This is a genomic window from Rhizobium anhuiense (assembly GCF_003985145.1).
GTDB classification, from domain to species: Bacteria; Pseudomonadota; Alphaproteobacteria; order Rhizobiales; family Rhizobiaceae; genus Rhizobium; species Rhizobium anhuiense.
The window spans coordinates 1-20,181 of record NZ_ML133536.1; the positions used below are offsets into that span (position 1 = coordinate 1).

19 protein-coding genes and 1 pseudogene are annotated in these 20,181 nt (G+C 55.3%); 10 read left to right on the forward strand and 10 right to left on the reverse strand.

The genetic code is table 11. The annotated features are described in order from the left end of the window. Nucleotides 1–141: 141 nt before the first annotated feature. The 5 genes and pseudogenes from EEQ99_RS28125 to EEQ99_RS28145 all read right to left on the reverse strand — a co-directional run. Nucleotides 142–537 (reverse strand): hypothetical protein, encoded by a 396-nt coding sequence (locus tag EEQ99_RS28125; RefSeq protein WP_127431399.1) that lies wholly within the window; start codon nucleotides 535–537, stop codon nucleotides 142–144. Nucleotides 538–555: 18 nt separating this feature from the next. Continuing rightward, nucleotides 556–1,845, reverse strand: coding sequence for an ATP-grasp domain-containing protein (locus tag EEQ99_RS28130; protein WP_127431511.1), 1,290 nt, complete (start codon nucleotides 1,843–1,845; stop codon nucleotides 556–558). Between the two features lie 154 nt (nucleotides 1,846–1,999). Then, on the reverse strand, nucleotides 2,000–2,938 hold the full coding sequence (locus EEQ99_RS28135; protein WP_127431400.1) for a Rossmann-fold NAD(P)-binding domain-containing protein: 939 nt from the start codon (nucleotides 2,936–2,938) through the stop codon (nucleotides 2,000–2,002). Between the two features lie 159 nt (nucleotides 2,939–3,097). Then, complete coding sequence (locus tag EEQ99_RS28140; RefSeq protein WP_127431401.1) at nucleotides 3,098–4,339, reverse strand: Glu/Leu/Phe/Val family dehydrogenase; 1,242 nt, start codon at nucleotides 4,337–4,339, stop codon at nucleotides 3,098–3,100. Between the two features lie 48 nt (nucleotides 4,340–4,387). Beyond that, a pseudogene (locus EEQ99_RS28145) lies at nucleotides 4,388–4,459 on the reverse strand (hypothetical protein); the annotation flags it as partial. A 1,342-nt stretch (nucleotides 4,460–5,801) separates the two neighbouring features. On the opposite strand from EEQ99_RS28145, the gene EEQ99_RS28150 reads away from it, so the two are divergent. The 10 genes from EEQ99_RS28150 (at nucleotide 5,802) to EEQ99_RS28195 (ending at nucleotide 15,402) form a co-directional block, all read left to right on the forward strand. Further along, the gene (locus tag EEQ99_RS28150; protein ID WP_127431402.1) at nucleotides 5,802–6,410 is read left to right on the forward strand and encodes a redoxin domain-containing protein; all 609 of its coding nucleotides are present in this window, start codon (nucleotides 5,802–5,804) and stop codon (nucleotides 6,408–6,410) included. Between the two features lie 103 nt (nucleotides 6,411–6,513). Continuing rightward, nucleotides 6,514–7,365, forward strand: a complete 852-nt coding sequence (locus EEQ99_RS28155; protein ID WP_127431403.1) for an electron transfer flavoprotein subunit beta/FixA family protein — start codon at nucleotides 6,514–6,516, stop codon at nucleotides 7,363–7,365. Nucleotides 7,366–7,382: 17 nt separating this feature from the next. Continuing rightward, complete coding sequence (locus EEQ99_RS28160; RefSeq protein ID WP_127431404.1) at nucleotides 7,383–8,519, forward strand: electron transfer flavoprotein subunit alpha/FixB family protein; 1,137 nt, start codon at nucleotides 7,383–7,385, stop codon at nucleotides 8,517–8,519. Continuing rightward, a complete protein-coding gene (locus tag EEQ99_RS28165) occupies nucleotides 8,506–9,813 on the forward strand; it encodes an NAD(P)-binding protein (protein ID WP_127431405.1) in 1,308 nt (435 codons plus the stop codon). The genes EEQ99_RS28160 and EEQ99_RS28165 overlap by 14 nt, the downstream gene beginning before the upstream one ends. A gap of 11 nt (nucleotides 9,814–9,824) precedes the next feature. Beyond that, nucleotides 9,825–10,121, forward strand: coding sequence for a ferredoxin family protein (locus tag EEQ99_RS28170; protein ID WP_127431406.1), 297 nt, complete (start codon nucleotides 9,825–9,827; stop codon nucleotides 10,119–10,121). Between the two features lie 196 nt (nucleotides 10,122–10,317). Further along, the gene (gene nifA / locus EEQ99_RS28175) at nucleotides 10,318–11,877 is read left to right on the forward strand and encodes a nif-specific transcriptional activator NifA (RefSeq protein ID WP_127431512.1); all 1,560 of its coding nucleotides are present in this window, start codon (nucleotides 10,318–10,320) and stop codon (nucleotides 11,875–11,877) included. A 210-nt stretch (nucleotides 11,878–12,087) separates the two neighbouring features. Next, nucleotides 12,088–13,575, forward strand: coding sequence for a nitrogenase cofactor biosynthesis protein NifB (nifB, locus tag EEQ99_RS28180; protein ID WP_127431407.1), 1,488 nt, complete (start codon nucleotides 12,088–12,090; stop codon nucleotides 13,573–13,575). A 19-nt stretch (nucleotides 13,576–13,594) separates the two neighbouring features. Further along, the gene (locus EEQ99_RS28185) at nucleotides 13,595–13,789 is read left to right on the forward strand and encodes a 4Fe-4S binding protein (protein WP_127431408.1); all 195 of its coding nucleotides are present in this window, start codon (nucleotides 13,595–13,597) and stop codon (nucleotides 13,787–13,789) included. Nucleotides 13,790–14,007: 218 nt separating this feature from the next. Next, the gene (gene nifT, locus EEQ99_RS28190) at nucleotides 14,008–14,214 is read left to right on the forward strand and encodes a putative nitrogen fixation protein NifT (RefSeq protein ID WP_127431409.1); all 207 of its coding nucleotides are present in this window, start codon (nucleotides 14,008–14,010) and stop codon (nucleotides 14,212–14,214) included. Nucleotides 14,215–14,349: 135 nt separating this feature from the next. After that, entirely contained in the window at nucleotides 14,350–15,402 is a 1,053-nt protein-coding gene (locus tag EEQ99_RS28195; protein WP_127431410.1) for a class I SAM-dependent methyltransferase, read from the forward strand. Between the two features lie 343 nt (nucleotides 15,403–15,745). Here EEQ99_RS28195 and EEQ99_RS28205 read toward each other — a convergent pair whose 3' ends face one another. The 5 genes from EEQ99_RS28205 to EEQ99_RS28225 are packed head-to-tail and all read right to left on the reverse strand — an operon-like array spanning nucleotide 15,746 to nucleotide 20,136. Further along, complete coding sequence (locus tag EEQ99_RS28205) at nucleotides 15,746–16,525, reverse strand: ABC transporter permease (RefSeq protein ID WP_127431411.1); 780 nt, start codon at nucleotides 16,523–16,525, stop codon at nucleotides 15,746–15,748. A gap of 1 nt (nucleotide 16,526) precedes the next feature. Continuing rightward, entirely contained in the window at nucleotides 16,527–17,561 is a 1,035-nt protein-coding gene (nodI, locus tag EEQ99_RS28210; protein WP_127431513.1) for a nodulation factor ABC transporter ATP-binding protein NodI, read from the reverse strand. A gap of 37 nt (nucleotides 17,562–17,598) precedes the next feature. Continuing rightward, complete coding sequence (gene nodC / locus EEQ99_RS28215) at nucleotides 17,599–18,876, reverse strand: chitooligosaccharide synthase NodC (protein ID WP_127431412.1); 1,278 nt, start codon at nucleotides 18,874–18,876, stop codon at nucleotides 17,599–17,601. 22 nt (nucleotides 18,877–18,898) lie between these two features. Beyond that, a complete protein-coding gene (nodB, locus tag EEQ99_RS28220) occupies nucleotides 18,899–19,549 on the reverse strand; it encodes a chitooligosaccharide deacetylase NodB (RefSeq protein WP_127431413.1) in 651 nt (216 codons plus the stop codon). Beyond that, nucleotides 19,546–20,136: a NodA family N-acyltransferase gene (locus tag EEQ99_RS28225; RefSeq protein WP_127431414.1), complete on the reverse strand. Its 591-nt coding sequence runs from the start codon at nucleotides 20,134–20,136 to the stop codon at nucleotides 19,546–19,548. The genes nodB and EEQ99_RS28225 overlap by 4 nt, the downstream gene beginning before the upstream one ends. Nucleotides 20,137–20,181 lie beyond the last annotated feature (45 nt).

The following is a 20,181-nucleotide window of genomic DNA, read 5'->3' on the forward strand; positions in this document are numbered from 1 at the left end:
CCTGAACGCAACGCCACGCAAATGCCTCGGCTACAAAACGCCGGCAGAAGTCTTCCGCCAGAAACTCCTCGCGCAAATCAGGCGTACCGGTTAGCCTCTCAAAGCCCGCAGGTCGCGGTTCAGCATGGACTCACAAAAACCTCAAGCTTGTGAAGCGAGTTCTGATTGCACGACCTCGAAATGAATCGTCGCGCCCACCCGCAAGCTGATTTCGTTTACAGAGTTTACCATCAATTCAAAGCAACTCTCGAGCAAACCGATTCGTTGCTTGTCTCCGGCGAGTGTGAATTTTCCCAGGAACAACAACGCGCACACTTTGTCCGGCCGAGCGCAGAAGACCAATTTACTGCCCTCGGCTTCTAGCACCAGGAATGCGTCATCGGATGCCATTCCGGGGAACATTTCGTAAGCTCGAGAAAGTCTGGATCGGATTACGTCATAGCTCTCTGAAGTTTCAATGGCGCCGACCAGGGACAAATACGGCAATCTGGTCGAACTCCGCAACCACACTTGAGTTCCGTCGGCTTTGAGAAACATACATATCTCCGTCGTATCTTAGAAGGTACCAGGTCTTGAAACACTCCGTGGTTCAGTGCCAAGCAGTCTCCCGTTGCCCTGTTCATCCGGAGATGGCGCTACAGCCCAATCGACTAGGTTCAACGCTCGGTGAAGTATCGCCTCGGCTTCAGCGTGGTTGGTCGAAGCGGCGATAACATGTCCAATTATGTCTAGATAATCACCTTTCCTGACAAGAGAGGCTCCCGGGTCAACATGGAATCTAACCTCAGCGATCCCTGGTACAATCTCCGCCAGATCGGTACCTCTGATGTGAGCCAGTGTGCCGTCCCGATCAGGTACGAAAAAATGGGCAGCCGCGACGCGGGAGCGGCTTGTATGCAGGTCGCACTTTTCCCCGATAACAAGGTTGATGTGTTGTTCGATGACATCTAGACCGTAGGCCAACTGGACCAGCCGAGAAGTGGTCCAACCCGGAAGCCGTGGGTTGACTTCCATCACGACTGGGCCTCGTTTTGTCCAGCGGAGTTCAACATTTGCTGGGCCCCAGCCGAGGCCGAGTGCTTGCAAGCACCTCAACGAGACATCCGTGATACCCTCGTGCTCCTCATCAGTTAGCTGGGCTGGAAACATGCTTCTACGAGGAACGAAATGAGGCGGGGGCCCAAATTCGGCTGAACCAATCGCAATGACTGCGTTCCCCATTGTAACAACGTCATAAAAAGGCCCTTCTACGAACTCCTCAACAAGTATTGTCGGCGAAGACCGCCAGGGGAAAGCCCCTCCCAGCAGATAGGTTGTGTGTTCGGCTAACTCAGCGGCATCGCGACATAATCGGACACCGCTGCTTCCGTTCCCAACTGCGGGCTTAACAATAACCGGGAACCCGATGTTAGCGGCAGCCCTATCCACAGTCATTGCACTAGCTGCCCATCGAAAGGTCGGCACTGGCAGGCCATTTTGCGTCAGGAGCTGACGTTGATTAAATTTGTCGCAGCAACGTTCGATCAAAAGGGGGTCCGGACCTGGTCGGTCGAAGCACCGGCATAGCTTTCCGACCGTCACGTTAACCGACTCGCCGCGGGTCGCAAAACCGACAAACCCGGCAATATCATAGGTCGTAGCCAGATTGAGGCACTCACGCTTCACCGAATCGAAATCGTCAGTATCGACCATTATCGCCTTACCGCCTTCCGCCATAAGGTAGTCATACTGCGTTGGATCAGCCGCCAGGGTAATCGGTTGTAGTCCACGACGTCGGGCGGCCTGGACGTACAGCAGACCATTACTTCTCGATCCTTCAATGAGTACGAGTGCTTTTGTTCGCATTGGGTGTTGACCCTCCATCCGTCCGAGGCTGTATCCGAAGGCAAATTCGCACTGAATTGTCTCTAGAGGTTCCCATTTTTCCAAGGTTCGCGTATTGCATCGCAATTTACTGGCCACAAGAGTGTCCCCTGCGTGAGTAAATAGATGACGTAGTCTAGAAGACCTCAGCCGTCGGTAGCGTTCTCTCGATATCGGAAAGAAGTAGAGGCAGTTTAGACACCAAATGCTGATTGTTCAGATCTATAAGCCTGAGAAAATCTTGGTCGTACATAGTCACATAGTTGAGCTTCGGGACCGCGCATTTCGACAGCACCGGAATTGACGAAAGGTCCACTATGATGCGTGGCTCCAGTCGCAGAAGGGCGCCCTTTAGAGCCGCTTTGTAATCTTCACTTAAATCGGCGGTTGCGATAACAGCGCATGATCGCAGCTCTCGAACGCCCCCAATCTCTTCTGGACGCATTATCGCGATTTCCCTGTCAGAGGAGCCCCGGAGGCGCCTGCGAAGTTTTTTGGGATTCCGCGTTACGACTACAGTGGAACGGAATCGATCTGCCCCTCCAGTGCTGATTAGGTCGCGCCCCAGCATACCTGCCCCAATCATGTAAAGACGGCCGGGTTCCTCTATCCCCTTAAATTGCTCGGCTATTAAGTCGTAAACAATTCGATCATAGTTGAACGGTGCGATGAAGTGCAGTCGCTCTCGCGATGCGCGACCCACACCTAGTGCCAGCCGTGCGATCCGAGAAATTGGAAGCGCCGGATCAAGGAGCGCGACAGCATTCGAAACTTGATCGTTAACGTAGGGCTCCCCAAGGATCTGGGATTTAGCACCGGAAGAGATCTCCGCGAGACGCTTAGCAACAGCCCTCGCACCTTTGACAAGCGCGCGCGGAAAACCAGAGAACAAAAGATCTATATTTCCGAGCGCAGACTCTTCTCCATAGACTTCAACGCGCAGGCAGGTTGTGATTAAAAGGATCCCGCGTTTCGCTAAATCGATCGCCATCGGTTTGATCTTCGCTGAATGCTGCGCCATTTGAAATGGCGACGTCATTTCGTGATCAACGTAGTGCCCAACGATATCGGTCATCATTTCACTCCTGATCTTGGCTGAAGGCCTAGGGATGTCAGAGGCGCTCGACTTCGAAACTCCAATGAACCGCGCCTCGGACTTAGATGTTTTAGCTGTCACTCCGCACAGCGGTGGTTCGTACTGGTCTCCTTTCGGCCATTAGCTTGCAAAGAATTGCTAAGTCCCCTTCGCCTCAATAGCGTCTACAAGTCGTGAGAGCGCGTGGACGTAGGCGGCGCTTCGCAGGGTGATGTTCTTGTCCTTCGCACACGCCCATATTGCGGCTCCTTCCTCTTCCATCTTCGTCTTCAGCCGGGCATGTATGTCCTCAATGAGCCAACGGTCGCCTTGGCGGTTCTGCACCCATTCGAAATGCGAGACAGCGACCCCACCCGCATTCGCGAGGATATCCGGAAGAATGACAACGCCCCTGTTCTTGAGGATCTCATCAGCCTCCAGCGTGATCGGGCCGTTGGCGAGTTCAAGAATGATCGGAGCCTTTACGTTGGCAGCGTTACCCGCGTGGACCATGTCCTCCAGGGCTGCCAAAACGAGCAGGTCGCAATCCACCGAAACCAGTTCGTCGGCAGCAATTCTCGAGACACCGTCTGAACTCGCGAAGCTGGTAACGCCTCCGTTGCGCTCTTTAGCAGCATTCAGCTTTTTGATATCGAGGCCCGCCGGGCAACGAATTGCACCCTTTGAGTCGGAAACGGCCACGATCTTGTATCCGGCCGATTCGAGCAACTGCGCCATGTGAGATCCGGCGTTGCCGAAGCCTTGGATCGCGGCTCGTGCACCCGGAGTAAAGCCGAGGTCCTTCGCCAGGAATTGGAGGAGATAATAGCCGCCACGGGCCGTCGCATCATCACGGCCAAGCGAGCCACCAAGGCTGATTGGCTTACCGGTGGTGACCGTCGGCGTCCATTCGCCAACGATAGAAGCGTATTCGTCCGCCATCCATGCCATGGTCGTTGCGTTGGTGTTGACGTCGGGCGCCGGGATGTCGCGGTTGGGCCCGATGACATGGGCAAAGCAACGGACATAGCCACGCGCAAGACGCTCCAGTTCAGTCTTGGAGAGAGGGTGAGGATCAATCTGGACGCCGCCTTTGCCGCCACCAAATGGCAGGTCCACCACTGCGCACTTGACAGTCATCAGGAGGGCGAGCGTCTCTACTTCATCTGCCGTTACACTAGGGTGATATCTAATGCCGCCCTTGGTTGGGCCGCGGGTATCGTCATAGCGGCAGCGCAAGGCCGGAAAGTGCTTGTGTGAACCGTCGTCCATTTGGATCGTCAGACGGGCGTGCGTGGTCGCTTTCGGGGACGCCCATCTTTCAAGAATTATCGGGTCGATGTTGAGGTGCTTGGCCGCATCAACAAGACGTGTCAGGGCCTTTTTCAACTTGCTGGCCATTTAGCGTATCCCAATTCGAATGATCACCGGTATCCGTGGTACGCGATGGTCCAAGAGGGCCGCTAGCGTGTTTTGGGACGTAGTGGACTTGCCAAATCCGCCCTTTCCATAAAATCTGACGCAGAGCTGCCATGCTTGGCGTTCCTTCCTGTGTTCGAAGCAATGCGGTTATTCCGCAACGCGGCGGCGGCCGTTTCCGCTGCCTCGCAATAGCTCTCAAGATTCATGCCAAGCAGGCCGATTAGATGACGAACAATAATTCCCTGCTATTCCAGTTATGTGGGCGGAAAAGGCGCGCGATCGAGGAGGTAACCTTTGTCGCTGATCTGACAAAGGTGACGACAATGTTGGATTGTTGTCATGCGTCTGAAGGATGGCGCTGGCTCAATGTAGCAAGTCGCGTCAGATCAAGTGGCTTCGGCTTGTTCATTTGATCATACGGTAGCTCGCCCAGCCGATCAGAACGGCGTTGATGTAACGATTGAGGCGGAGAAAGAGCTCGATGCGCTGCGGCAGCGTTTATGGACGGCTTTCGATTGAGATTCCCAGCAAGGATTTCTCTACGCATCTGCCAATGATCCTGCTCACGCCGCAACGTCCAGTTAAACCGCTTGTCCAACCTCACTAGGCGCCCGCAACGTTATTCTCTCGATCGCTGTGCTTCTGATCGCGCATACGGTGTCGCTAGTCAGACTATCAACGGTAAACCGAATCTCGATACACGCCCACCGCACCAGAACTTCAGTCCCCTTGCTATTTCCCGGCGTATTATTCGGCGTTGAAACCTTCCGGCTCGTGGCGCAGCTATCGTGGACTTATCCGACCTGAAGCCTATCGAACCGCCCCTCGGTTCGCTGTGGTGATCGGGGCGGATTGCGACACGACATGTCGGCACCCCTACAAAACCCCTCCGCATAACGACAACGAAACATGTGCAATCTCGAAGGCTTACCGGCGCAACCTGATTGGCACGAGTAGTGCTCAGAGTAAGCCGGGTCCCTAAAGCCCAAATCCGATTGGGAGCTTAACGCCTATGCACATCGTGGTCTGTATCAAGCAAGTGCCGGACTTCGGAGGCCTGGTATCGTCTTCGTCGGGAAGCAGACAATTGACGGCGACACGGCCCCGGTCTGATCGGCATTGGAAGGAGGCTGTCCCTCCAGCAATCGACTTAAATAGCGAGGGGATTTGGAATGGCCTCCTGCATCATCTGCATCAGACCTCGGCACCTTCCCGTCACGACGGTGAATATCGTCACGCTCTCAGAAGAAGGAATTTGCAATGTCACGCCGCATCCGCAGAAGCCATTTCAGAAGACGGGATCACAAACGTTCAATGTCCAACCTATGGAACGATCGCCGCGATGGCCTTTCAATATCAAAACAAATCGACCTGATACTTGGCCGGAAGGGCTCATTCCTCTAGCACGAAGCGGCCCATAAAATACTGTGGAGCATAAAACATGGCCTCTAGTTTAAGTAGCGGCTCTCCAGCCCCTTCGATCAAAGTGCAGAACTGGCTGCGCGGCGATCCGCTTTCCAAAATCCAGCTCGGCAAAATAGGCATCGTTGCGTTCTTTTCGACTACCTGGGGTTATTGCGGGAAGGAGACATCCGATCTGGCGAAATTCAGCGACACGGGAGTTGAGTTCATCGGGATCGCAGCAAGTGAGGAAGCTGCAACGGCTGACGACGCCCGAGCCCAGGTGGACGCGTCTATAACCAAATCGCTCCCGAATACGAGCATTCGGATGGGGTTCGACCACTCAGGCGAAATGAAAGAGGTTTGGCTCAAAGCCAGCCTGTCGTTCCACGTTCCAAAGACGTTCGTTGTCGACCGAGACTGTAGTATCGCCTTTATCGGTGATCTGATTATGCTCGAGGACGTTTTGCCAAAAGTGATTAACGGCAGCTGGCGCGCCAGCGCGGAAGCAAAGAATGCCGAAAAGGAGCGGATTGCTGAAGGCGAGACTTATGCTGCGGCGATTAGTTCCATGATCGAGTCTCGGCGGCGACAGAGATTAAGAATTGGAAGACGGCGCTCTCGGCCATTGAGGAGGGCATCAACCTGAACCCGGACAGCATCTTCTTGCGGCGCAACTTTATTGGCGCGAGCAGTGCTCAAAGTTAGCCGGGTCCCTAAAGCCCGAATCCGATTGGGGAGCTTAAACGACTATGCACATCGTGGTCTGTATCAAACAAGTGCCTGACTCTGCGCAGATACGCGTCCACCCGGTGACAAATACGATCATGCGCCAAGGCGTACCGACCATCATTAACCCTTACGACCTGTTTGCTCTCGAAGAGGCACTTCAAGTTCGTGACCGCTATGGGGGCGAGGTGACCGTTCTGACGATGGGACCGCCCATGGCTGAGCAAGCGCTACGCAAAGCCCTTACCCACGGCGCAGACCGCGCAGTGCTTCTGACCGACCGCCACTTTGCTGGATCTGACACGCTGGCGACCTCGTATGCTCTTTCTCAAGCAGTAGCGAAGATTGGCGAGAGCTATGGGGCGCCTGATATCGTCTTTACGGGAAAGCAGACAATTGACGGCGACACGGCCCAGGTCGGACCCGGAATTGCAAAGAGGTTGAACCTCCAGCAACTGACTTACGTAACGAAGATTGTCTCCATTGATCCCACTTCGCGCGAGCTCATGGTTGAACGGCACGCGGAGAGCGGCACGCAGATGCTGAAGAGCACGTTGCCATGTCTCATCACCGTGCTGGAAGGTGTCAATGCTATCCGCCGGGGTTCTCTTGATGACGCCTTCCGTGCAGCGCGAAGCCCGGTTCTTAAATGGGGGGCCGCTGACGCCGGCATTGGGGAGTTGACCAAATGCGGCCTGCGGGGATCGCCGACGGTCGTGAAGCGAGTATTCGCTCCTGGTCCGCGCGCCGAAAAAGCTATGCAAATGGAGATTAACGACAAAACGTTGGCCGAGGTCGCCGCGGAGACGGTCGCTGCAATTTTTGCCCGCCAGCCTGTTTTGGAACGCAAGCTCACGTCCCATGGCAATCGGTGAGCAGCGAGGAGTAGATTTTGGTCGCTAGAAAAAATGAAACGACGGCAAACGCGGTCGGCCGCGCCAGCTCAGGGAAAAAGCTGCTTAAGTGTTTCGAAGATCACCGGCATGTCTGGGTCTTCATGGAACTTGAGCGCGGCAATGTTCATCCCGTATCAATTGAACTCCTCGGCGAAGGCCGCAGACTAGCTGACAAACTGGGTGTCCAACTGGCCGGGGTAATCCTCGGTTCGTCTGAAGGCGTGGGCACCAAGCCTGCGATCGAAGAGGCCTTCGCTTACGGAGCTGATGTCGCCTATCTGGTAGAATCGCCCCTCCTCGACAACTATCGAAACGCACCCTTCACCAAGGCTTTGACGGATCTGGTCACTACTCACAAACCAGAAATTCTCCTTCTCGGCGCGACCACGCTCGGCCGCGACCTAGCCGGTGCTGTAGCAACGACCTTACAAACAGGGCTTACGGCTGATTGCACCGAGCTGGATGTGGATGGAGATGGTTCACTCGCAGCAACGCGGCCAACTTTCGGCGGGTCCTTGTTGTGCACGATCTACACGCTGAACAGCCGGCCGCAAATGGCAACGGTGCGGTCCAGGGTCATGGCGACGCCGCAACGTGTGGATAAGCCAATCGGACGCGTTATCCAACATCAACTCCTGATGGTTGAGGAGGAGATCGTCACCAAAGTCCTCGCGTTCCTTTGCAACAGTGGGTCTGAGCAATCCGATCTGGCCAACTCCGACATTGTGGTTGGCGGCGGTCTCGGCCTCGGCACTGCAGGAAACCTGCAATACTTGAGAAACCTGGCAACGACGATCGGCGGGGGAGTCGGGTGCTCGCGCCCACTGGTCCAAAAAGGCTGGATGCCTGCTGATCGACAAATTGGTCAGTCCGGCCATACCATTAGACCCAAGCTCTACATCGCGGCGGGAATATCTGGCGCGGTCCAGCATCGCGTTGGCGTCGAAGGAGCCGATCTGATTGTCGCTATCAACCTCGACCAGAACGCTCCGATCTTTGACTTCGCCCACATCGGCGTTGTCGCTTGCGCGCTGGAGTTCTTGCCGGCGTTGACAGAAGCTTTCGCCAAGCGAATGCCACCGCACAACTCTATCAAGGTTATGGACCGAGGAAGGCTAGATGACCAAGAGTAAGTTCGACGCGATCGTCATTGGTGCCGGGATGTCCGGTAACGCCGCAGCGTATTCGATGGCTAGTCGCGGTCTAAAAGTGCTGCAGCTGGAGCGCGGAGAACATTCGGGCTCTAAGAATGTTCAAGGGGCTATATTGTACGCCAACATGTTGGAGGCGATTATCCCAGAATTCCGCGATGACGCCCCTCTTGAACGGCATCTGGTCGAGCAACGATTCTGGCTAATGGATGACTCGTCGCACACGGGCGTGCACTATCGCTCTGATGACTTCAATGAACTGAAGCCAAACCGTTATACGATCATCCGCGCCCAGTTTGACAAATGGTTCTCACGCAAGGTGCGCGAGGCGGGAGGCACAGTCCTTTGTGAAACGACAGCGACCAGACTCGCTTGGGACCTGAACGGTAAAGTAATAGGCGTTCACACGGACCGAGAGGGCGGTGTGATCCTCGCGGACGTAGTCGTCCTTGCTGAGGGCGTGAACGGACTGCTTGGAACACGAGCCGGGTTACGCGATATGCCGAAGCCGGAAAACGTGGCACTCGCTGTCAAGGAAATGCATTTCATGCCGGAAGAGGTCATCGCAGAGCGCTTCGGCCTCAACGGTAGCGAAGGCTGTGTGATCGAAGCCGGCGGCACGATCTCACGCGGAATGGCCGGACTGGGCTTCGTTTATACCAACAAGGAGTCGATCTCGGTGGGGATCGGCTGCCTCGTCTCCGGTTTAGCAGAAGGCATGGAAAATCCGTACCGCCTTCTTGACGCCTTCAAGCGACATCCCTCGATCCGACCATTACTGGCCGGATCAGAGATAAAAGAATACGCCGCGCATCTTATTCCCGAAGGGGGCTTCAAGGCAATCCCGCAACTCTTTGGCGACGGGTGGGTGGTCGTGGGCGATGCGGCGCAACTAAACAATGCCGTGCATAGGGAGGGATCAAACCTCGCGATGACATCAGGCCTCATGGCCGGCGAAGCGATCTCTCAGATAAAGAGCCGTGGCGGCTTGATGACGAAGCGCAATCTCTCTCTCTATAAGGGCATGCTGGATAAGTCGTTCGTCATGAAAGACCTGATCAAACACAAAGATCTTCCAAGCCTCCTCCACACCGACAGTCACAATTTTTTCATGACCTATCCAACGCTTATATCACAGGCAGCGCAAAATTTTGTGCGTGTCGACGGTGCACCTAAAATCAACAGGGAGAAGGCTACAGCTGCCTCCTTTGTCAAGGCACGATCCCGTTGGGGGTTGATCAGCGACGCGGTCCGCTCCGCCGCATCTTGGCGTTAAAGGAAAATTCGATGAAGGCGACCATCATTGAGCGCATTGAGGACAAGCTGTACCAAAACCGATATCTCGTCGACACTGGACGTCCGCATATCACAGTGCGACCGCACCGGTCGCCAAGCCCGAACCTGCTCGCCTTGACGCAAGTCTGTCCGGCCAAATGCTACGAAGTGAACGAAATTGGTCAGGTGGCGATTGTTTCCGATGGCTGTTTGGAATGCGGCACATGCAGAGTGCTATGCGAAGCGAGTGGCGACATCAAATGGAATTATCCCCGGGGCGGGTTCGGGGTCCTCTTCAAATTTGGATGAGGAGTCCCTACCTCCGCCGGAATAGCAGCGACCGATCCAGCTGCATTAGCGGCGGCGATTGAGTGTGCATCCACTCATCACCTTTCGAAAGGCAATTTTCTATGCCGCCGGAACACGTATTTTTAACTTAGGAATATGCGTTAGCATATTTCGCGCACCAGGGTAAAAAGCAGTGCACCCTCCCCTGTTTGTAGGCATGATTAAACCAGAGGCGCGGCTCCATATACTCTACGACATATCCAAAGAGCTCATCTCTTCTTTTCCTCTAGACAACGTACTGAAGGCTGCGATGAACGCCCTCGTCAAGCATCTGCAATTGCGCGATGGCGGAATCGTGATTCACGGCGCCGGAGGAGAGCCCTGGATAAACGTGCGGGCTCCCATTGGGCACGACGTTCGCTCGCGTTCTCTTACGACTGAACACGCGGACGCAATAAATCGTGTCATCACTAGCGGTGAGAAGCACTTTGGGAAAAATTCTGCCGTTCTCCCCGTTAAAGTAAACCGGAAAGCAATTGGCGCATTGTGGATTGATTTCGCGCAGAAAAGCGGAGATGAGGACGAAGCCCTTCTGGCAATGATTGCCGTCCTGATCGGCTTAACCTGCCAGCGCTATCGCGAATTGTGCAGCGATGGCGGCGCAGTCGCCGAGGAACAACAAGCAGGACAGATTCCGAAAATCAATTCCAAGCCTCAACCCACCCAGCTCGATAAAATCGACTGGATCGTTGGGGAGAGCCCCGCGCTCAAGAGGGTATTAGCTACCACCAATATCGTGGCGGCGACGAACTCCGCGGTGCTCTTGAGAGGAGAGAGCGGCACTGGCAAGGAATGCTTTGCAAGAGCAATACACGCGTTATCGATACGGAAAAGCAAGGCGTTTATTAAGTTGAATTGCGCCGCGCTGTCGGAAACCGTTCTGGAATCCGAATTGTTTGGCCATGAGAAGGGTGCTTTCACCGGCGCTCTCCTTCAACGAGCTGGACGCTTCGAACTGGCCAATGGCGGAACGCTGTTGCTTGATGAAATTGGCGATGTATCACCACAATTCCAGGCGAAGTTATTGCGCGTGTTACAGGAAGGCGAATTCGAACGTCTCGGCGGAACGAAGACATTGAAAGTAGACGTCCGAGTTATATGCGCCACCAACAAAAACCTTGAAGTGGCCGTCCTTCGAGGGGAGTTCAGAGCCGACCTCTATTACCGGATCAATGTGGTGCCCATCATTTTGCCGCCGCTTCGGCAGCGCGACGGAGACATTTCGCTTCTAGCGCAAGTGTTTCTCGAGCAATTCAACAAGGCAAATGATCGAGATCTCGACTTCGCGCCGTCGGCAATAGACATTTTGTCGAAATGCGCCTTTCCCGGCAATGTTCGTGAGCTGGACAATTGCGTACAAAGGACCGCTACTCTCGCCAGTTCAAATACGATCGCTTCATCAGATTTTGCCTGTCAGCAAGACCAGTGTTCTTCGGCGCTCCTCTGGAAAGACGCCCACGACGGTATTGGCAACGACGCGGTGCATCGTCTCAACCCACGAGATGCAACGTTAGGCGGACTGGGGGCCAACGCAGGTACTCTCACGGGTTCCGCAGCCACAGTGGAGGCACCCGGTCTCACTGAGCGTGATCGGCTGATCAATGCAATGGTGAAGGCTGGTTGGGTACAGGCCAAGGCGGCTCGTATACTAGGGAAAACGCCGCGGCAGGTGGGCTATGCGCTGCGCCGGTTTGGTATCGATGTGATCAAAGAGTGAAGGTGAGCGATGTCAAGAGCATCGTAAGCTTTGGTTGCCGGAGAAGCGACTTCGGGCGCAATCCTGCCTTGATTGCTACAAAACATCTCCGACAGCGAGCGCGGAAACGGGCGGTAAAGGCGACATAAGCGCTTAAACAGCAATGTCTCGTCGACCGGAATCGATCTTGCTTTTGGAGGTTTAACCTTTCCTAGCCAATGGAACAATGCGATGTCGGAACCGGAAATAGAGGTCGGGATGACCAGCAGCGCCCCCTTCGACCGGGCGCCGATGGCGCCCGCTATGCGCGGCGGCCGCGCATCTTCGTCCTATGACCTTTCGGTGACGGATGACATGGATGCGCGGATCTGGGAGAGAATCAAAGACCATCCCTGCTTTTCAGAGCAAGCCCATCACTATTTTGCTCGCATGCATGTCGCGGTCGCACCTGCCTGCAACATCCAGTGCAACTACTGCAATCGCAAATATGACTGCACCAACGAAAGCCGTCCCGGGGTCGCATCAGTCAAGCTAACTCCCGACCAGGCACTACGCAAGGTGATTGCCGTCGCCAGCAAAGTGCCGGAGCTTTCCGTAATCGGCATTGCCGGACCGGGCGACGCTTGTTACGACTGGAAGAAAACAGTAGCGACGTTTGAAGGCGTTGCCAGAGAAATACCTGACATCAAACTATGCATTTCTACGAATGGATTGGCGCTTCCGGACCATGTCGATGAGCTAGCTGACATGAACGTCGATCACGTGACGATCACCATCAACATGGTGGATCCGGAAGTCGGGGCGAAGATCTATCCATGGATACTCCACGGTCATCGTCGATACACTGGGATAGAAGGTGCCAGGATCCTTCACGAGCGCCAAATGTTGGGTTTGGAAATGCTGACCGAACGCGGCATCCTCACCAAAATCAATTCGGTTATGATTCCAGGCGTCAATGACACGCACCTCGTGGAAGTTAACCAATGGATCAGAGACCGCGGGGCATTCATGCACAATGTTGTGCCCCTGATTTCAAAGCATTCGCATGGTACTTATTACGGTCTCACGGGTCAGCGTTGCCCGGAGCAGTTCGAACTAAAGGCACTTCAAGACTGTCTCGATGGTAACGTTAAGCTTATGCGCCACTGCCAACAGTGCCGGGCCGACGCCATCGGTTTGCTGGGCGATGATCGTGAGCGAGAGTTTGCCCTCGACCAAATCTCCACCAAAGCTGGATACGATGCCAACAAGCGCGAGGTATATCGGAAGCTGGTCGAGCATGAGCGAGAGGATCAATTTGCAGCAAAATTGGACGCGAACAAAGCAGTCAAGTCACTGGGTTCGTCGGGAACTCTTGTCGTTGCCGTGGCGACTAAAGGTGGCGGCCGGATCAACGAACATTTCGGTCAGGTAAGAGAACTCCAATTGTATGCCGTCTCTCGAAAAGGGATCAACTTGGTGGGACACCGTAAGGTTCTGCCATATTGCTTGGGTGGCGTAGGCGAGGAGAGCGCTCTGGATCAAATCATCGTTGCACTCGACGGTATCGATATTCTGCTCTCTGCCAAAATTGGCGATGGACCAAAGAAGCGGTTGGCAAAAGCTGGCGTGCGAGCAACGGACGCATTTGCCTATGCTTACATCGAGACTGCGATCGGCGCGCTGTACATCGCCGAGTTTGACCGCAAGCCGTCGATGCCGACGGCGTTACCCCTCTGACTGACTCAGGAGTTGAAACATGGCTTATAAGATCATTGCATCCCAGTGCACCCAGTGCGGCTCTTGCGAATTTGCATGTCCCTCAGATGCGATCAGTTTCAAAGGTGAAGGATATGTTGTGGATTCAAAAAAATGTACCGAGTGCAAGGGTGAGTTTGACACGCAACAATGCGCTTCGGTGTGTCCGATGCCAAAGACCTGCGTCCCTGCTTGATCGCCACCGACTAAAGCGCGAAAAATGAGACGAGCGGGCGAACATGCGGTTAGAAAATTGCGTACTACCGGTATCACATCCAGTGAGCGGATTCCGCCCAAATCTGATGTAGAGCCATAACGGAGGTATCGGCCTGGGGATATTTCCAACCAGAATAATGGGCTTTGATAACGCTCGACTTTGAAAGCTCCCAAAGCAGCCAGCGAGAAGGAACATGCATGAGAGTGACAATCAGCAGAACTGACGTCGGCTTATCGGCCTATATTCACAAGAAAGACCTCGAGGAACCGATCATCTCGGTTGAGCACAAAAGCCTATGGGGCGGCTTTATTCTGCTGAAAAACGGATGGCAGATTGCTCTTCCCGACCTGTCGCAGAACAGGCGCCTGCCCGTCACTGTCGATGCGAGGAGGCTATCCAGTTAGAGTGCGTGCGCCGGTCGATAGACGAAGTGCAAAGCGCAAGCAGTTCATACGCCCCATCGAGAGCATCCATCCTTTGCCGGTCCGTTGAAGACGACGATTGGCAAAAGATTGCCCGTATATCAGGAGGAATCCGACATGACCCAACTCAACGAAACAACGCTTAAGGAGCTCGTGGACCGCATCTTTGGCGACCTTGGTGGTGCATTCAGCGTGCCGCTGGTGCGGATCGGCGATGACCTTGGCCTCTACAAGACGCTGAAGGCGATCGGACCCGCGACGGCCGAGGAGGTTGCCGTGGCCGCGGGATGCACGCCTCGCTATGTGCGCGAGTGGTTGGCAGCGCAGGCGGCTTCGGGCTATGTGCATTACGAGAATGGCCGGTTCTCGCTCACGCCCGAGCAGGCCTACGTGTTTGCTGAACCCGACAGCCCGGTCAACCTGATTGGCGCCTTCGATACGGCTGCCGCCATGGTCGGAAATCAGGCGAAGGTGCAGTCTGCCTTCAAGACAGGTGAAGGCGTTGCCTGGGGTGACCAGGCTGGCTGCATGTTCTGCGCTGTCGCGCGGCTGTTCCGCCCTGGTTACGTCAATGCGCTGGTCCAGGAGTGGCTGCCGGCGCTCGATGGCGTGAACGCCAAGTTGAAATCGGGTGCAACGGTCGCCGACGTCGGATGCGGGCACGGGGTATCAACGGTTCTGATGGCGCAGGCCTTTCCCAAATCCCAGTTCACGGGTTACGACTTTCATTTGGGCTCGATCGCGGCTGCGAAAGCGCACGCTGAAGCGCACGGTTTGACGAACGTGCAGTTTGAGGTGGGCCGCGCGCAGGACTTCGACGGTAGCGACTTCGATCTGATCACCTGCTTCGACTGCCTACACGACATGGGCGACCCGGAAGCCGCGGCGTCTCATATCAAAAAAGCACTGAAGGAAGGCGGCACCTGGATGGTCGTCGAGCCTTTGGCGGGAGACACGCTTGAGGAGAATATCAACCCGGTCGGGCGGCTCTACTACTCCGCCTCGACGATGATCTGCGTTCCCACCTCCCTGGCGCAGGAGACGGGATTAGCACTTGGCGCTCAGGCGGGAGAGAAGCGATTGACGGAGGTGATCCGGTCAGGCGGGTTCACACATGTCAGACGAGCAGCCCAGACGCCGCTGAACATGGTGCTCGAAGCAACTTGGTGAGAAGGAGTGGTGCATCCGGGACATGCCAGATGGGGCGGGCTCTCGGCGCACACGTGACGTTGAAGGCGGCTAGCACTTGAATTTGGACCGTTTTGCGCTTGAGGGCAGATCCGGTCGCCGCTCTTCAACTCCCTGCTGCACGAGCGAGACAGCGGCGATACCCGCACTGACCGCACGCAATGTGTCGGCACCCTTGACGGCAGCCTTTCCTCACCGTCATCACAAGGCCAGTCGCTTACCAGGAGACGCGCCGTCGCCTGGCCTCCATACGACTTGCGAGATGCCGGGCCAAGCAAAGCAAACCGACCGGATTGATTCTGATGATGATGTGAAGCAGCATCCGTCACCGCATTAGTCGCCGCCGAAGCAATGCGGTCGACACGAGGAATGGTACGACTATGTAGATGCAGAGAACGCCGATATGCAGGGAGACATTGGCGATTGGTTGGCCCAGCATCGTCGGGCGGATAACATCTATCGAATGTGCCAAGGGCAAGAAGGCGGCTATCTGTTGGAATGCTACGGGCAACTGGTCTACGGGAAAGACTGCGCCTGACAAAAACAACATCGGTGTGATGACCAGCGTTTGATAAAATATGAAATAATCGTAGCTGGGCGCGAGGGCCGTGACGACCATTCCAAGGCTCGCAAAGGCTAAGCCCGTGATGGCGATGACCGGAAGAGCGTAGAGAAGAGCCAGCCAGTGAGTGTATCCCAACATGGCGGCGACGATACCAATACCGGTGCCTGCGAGCGACGCCTTGGTTGCCGCCCACGCCATTTCCCCAACGACGATATCCCCCAGCCTGAGCTGCGTGTATAACATTGCTTCCCAGGTGCGCTGGCCCTCCATTCGGCCAAAGGCCGCATAGATAGTCTCGAAGGTTGCAGCAGTCATCGCGCTTGTCGCGATCATTCCAGCCGCCAAAAAAGCAGTGTACGATACGCCGTCAACGCGCCCCACCATCACTCCCAATCCAGCGCCGAGCCCGAATAGATATATAATGGGATCGGCTAGATTTCCCAGAATGGATGCCAACGCCGCTTTTTTCCAAGCCAAATAGTTCCGGCGCCAAACTGCGAGCCAATTTAAACCGCCGGCGGATAATGCTGCTACGCTCATTCTACTTCTCCATCTCGCGTCCGGTTAACCGCAAGAAGACATCTTCTAGATTTGGTGGACGCTCCAGCAAGCGCAGGCCCGTATATCTACGCAGCTGCGCGCGCACCTGCTCTGGATCAGGCGTGTAGCAGAACAGGGTCTCTCCGCTGATCTCCAGTCGCCTAGCATTCGGCCTGATCAAGAGACTAAGCTCCTGCGGATCGCCGCCATAAATTTCGATCACAGGACAGCCAATCTGCTCCTCGATCAGGGCATGCGGTCGGCCCTCGGCGATCTTTCGCCCAGCTTCAAGCACGCACAGCCGGTCGCACAACCGCTCAGCCTCTTCCATGATATGGGTCGTCAGAAGAATTGTCTTGCCGCATGCCAACAGCGATCGAAGTCGTTCCCAGATCAAGTGGCGCGCGTGTGGGTCGAGGCCAGTGGTCGGCTCGTCCAAAATGAGTAGCTGCGGGTCATTAATGAGCGCACGCGCCAAAGTGAGGCGTCGCTTCATCCCTCCCGATAGGTCTGCCACACGCGTATTCGCCTTGCTTTCAAGTCGCGCAAATTCAAGCAGCGATGGGATCACCGTTTCGATTTCTCGGGTGCTCATGCGGAAGTAGCGGCCGTATACCAAAAGGTTCTCGCGGACCGTGAATTCCAGGTCGAGATTATCGAACTGAGACACGATCCCGATTTTCGCGCGCGCCAAGCGAACCTGGCCCGGCTCCTGCGCTCCGAGTACAGTGATCTTGCCTGCATTCGGCGACGTCATTCCGAGGATCATACGGGTGATCGTGCTTTTACCTGCGCCGTTCGGTCCTAAAAGACCAAAACATTCTCCTGCGGCGATAGTAAACGACAAGTCATTGACGACGATTTTACCACCATATGATTTCGAAACGCCGGCCAGGTCGATTGCGACTGGGGACAATGAGCCAGAAGGCGAATCCATTGCCTTAAATTTCGATTGGTGCTGCCGCTCCGATAGGATGAGATGATCCTGGTGCGGATCAGCGATCGTCGTCTTCAAATTCGTTAATTGCCCGTTCATTTCTTGTCCCAGATTTTGAGCTGCAGTGACGCGTTCATCACTCGCCACTATAGGCAATTTCAGATGTCGCCCGCCCTGGCATTTTGGTAGCGCCCTGCTGCCCAACCGTGGGCGCAATCGCGACTGATCCGCGCGACAGCCAGTCGCTATTGGATAGGGTACAAAGGGCATAGGCCTTCAAGGGAATTAAGAGAAAGATGTTCACAAGCGTGTGGAGAGCAAAACCCAGAAACCTCAGTTCGCGGGCGCGATAGGCAGCCACGCTACAGCGGACAAGAGTCATGGATCCAATGACCAGGATCGTCCACCAGGGTAGTGTGGCGGTCAGCGCAAACTGGCCAATTCCTGTCAATACCGACAGCGCAAGAAGTAGCAGGCCGACATTTTGCCCGATTGCGTCCAGCGTGAGATATCGATCGAGACCAGGCAGTACGGGGAGCGCAAGCAAAGTATCCCGAAAGGTGCTGCGTGCCCAGCGTAGTTGTTGGCGTAGATAAACACCCATCGTGTCTGGAACGACTGTCGCCGCGATGGCACTCGGAACATACTCAGTTCGAAAGCCTGCGCTCAGCATGAGAATCGTCAAATGGCGATCTTCGCCGAAGTCACTCGGCTTGCCGCGATAAAGCTGCGTCTCGTACTGATCGAGCAGCGAAAGCATAGCAGACCGACGGTACATCGCACATGGGCCGCAGCAACACATAACTGCACCGAAGCGAGCTTGTGCCGCGCGCTCCTCGTTGCAGGCAAGCCAGTACTCCATGTCAATCAAGCGAGTTAGCCAGGTGTCCGCCTGGTTGCTGGCTTTCATTTGGCCCATCGCCGCACCGACTGCTGGATCCCGCATTTTGTGGGCAAGCTTAGATACGACGTCGGGGGCGATCGTGGTGTCTGAGTCCACATTCAAAATGAGATCCCCAGAGGACTGGGTTATAGCGGCGATTTGCGCTTTGCGCTTTCCAACATTTTTAGGGAGAATTGTGAAGTTGAATCTCTCATCGTCTGCATAGACAGCGCGCTGAGCCACAACCGCGTCGCGATTTTTGGAACCGTCGTCGACTACATAGATGCGCAATTTTCCGGCATAATCTTGCTCCGCAAGCGACGCGAGGCATTCCGAAAGAACGATTGGGTCTTCGTTGAAGCACGGCACGATGACATCAACGCTTGGCACGGGGTTGGTTTCAATGTCTTTCGCAGGTGTTGTTGAGATCGTTGTCCGCCTAGCATGAAAGACCTGCGCGCTCTTATAAACAGTGGAGAGCATTGCATAAAGCGAGATGGCGGCGATGCTGGTTGTTGCGAGCAGGGTCATGGTTTCTCGTTTGTCCAGTGTTTCAGGGAAGTGAACGAATCTCGAATCCGCGGCTATGCAGTGCCGGAATAATTCGAGAGAGTGCTATGAGCGTCTGGTCACGGAGTCCGGCAAGCGAGCATTGCTCAACCTCATCGGGAGGACACCCGTCGTGCAAAAGCACGATTGCCCCAGGCCGAGCAGCAGCAAGCACCTCATCAACGATCACGTCGACGCCCGGGCAAGACCAGTCTCTAGGGTCGGCCGACCAGTGAACGGCTCCAAGTCCAGCCCTCACCGATGCTGAAAGGACGTCTTCAGTCCAAACCCCGTAAGGCGCTCGTAAGTGCCGGACCAAGGCTTGGGGACAGGCCGAGACAATAGCTTGATGCGCCTCGTCTATTTCACGTTTCACATCCTTGGGATCGCAGGTGGCGAGGTCGGGATGCGTCATGGTATGATTGGCGACATCATGACCTTCCGCCACAAGACGCCGAATGAGTTCGGGGTGATCCTTCACGTATGAGCCGATAGCAAAAAATGTCGCCGGAACGCGGTGCTCAGCTAGAACATCCAGGATTTGCGGCGTGCAGAATGGATTAGGACCGTCGTCGAACGTCAAGTAAACGCAGCGAGCTTCGTGGCCGCTTGTGTGATTGACCGGTACTTCGCTCATATATGCGGGCCGTTTCATAGTTCCGACCCGTTTCGTTCAATCAACGAGCCCGCGGGCCACTCAGTCATTGGACGGTCGACGGGAACCACCAATACGAGGACATCTTCAGTGCGCGTGGCTGGCAGGTCGGAATGCGCGTCTGGAAGCGTGGAGCGCACACGCAGCCCGGTCATAATATTGGCGGTCCCGTCTCGGCAGTATCTTTCCATATGATTCCGCATGGCGTGGCGAACTGTTCCGAAAGCAAATGGAACACTCAACTGGCGCAGAACCGGAAACATGGCGCGGACCGAGTGAGCGATGCCTAATCCTTCTAGATCCGGTCGCACTCCGTACAGGCCTAGCTCAGCCACAAGCAAATCAGTCGTACCGACCTTTATGAAGCGGCGTAACAAGCCCATGTGGCTAGCGACGCCGTGCGAGTCATATGCGATTGCGCGGCGTTCGGGCCTCGCACCACCCCAGCTTCGGCCAGTCTCGAACGGCTTGGCATTGAACGCTCCCGTCGGTCCATAGGTCTTACAAAAAAAATCAGCGAGTTCCGCGTGGTCGGAAGCTTCCAGCTCATTTTCCCAGCATATTTTCCATCGCACTTCAGAAGACATGCAAAAGCTCCAAGTTGTTTCTTCGCCCAACCACGATCAGAGCTG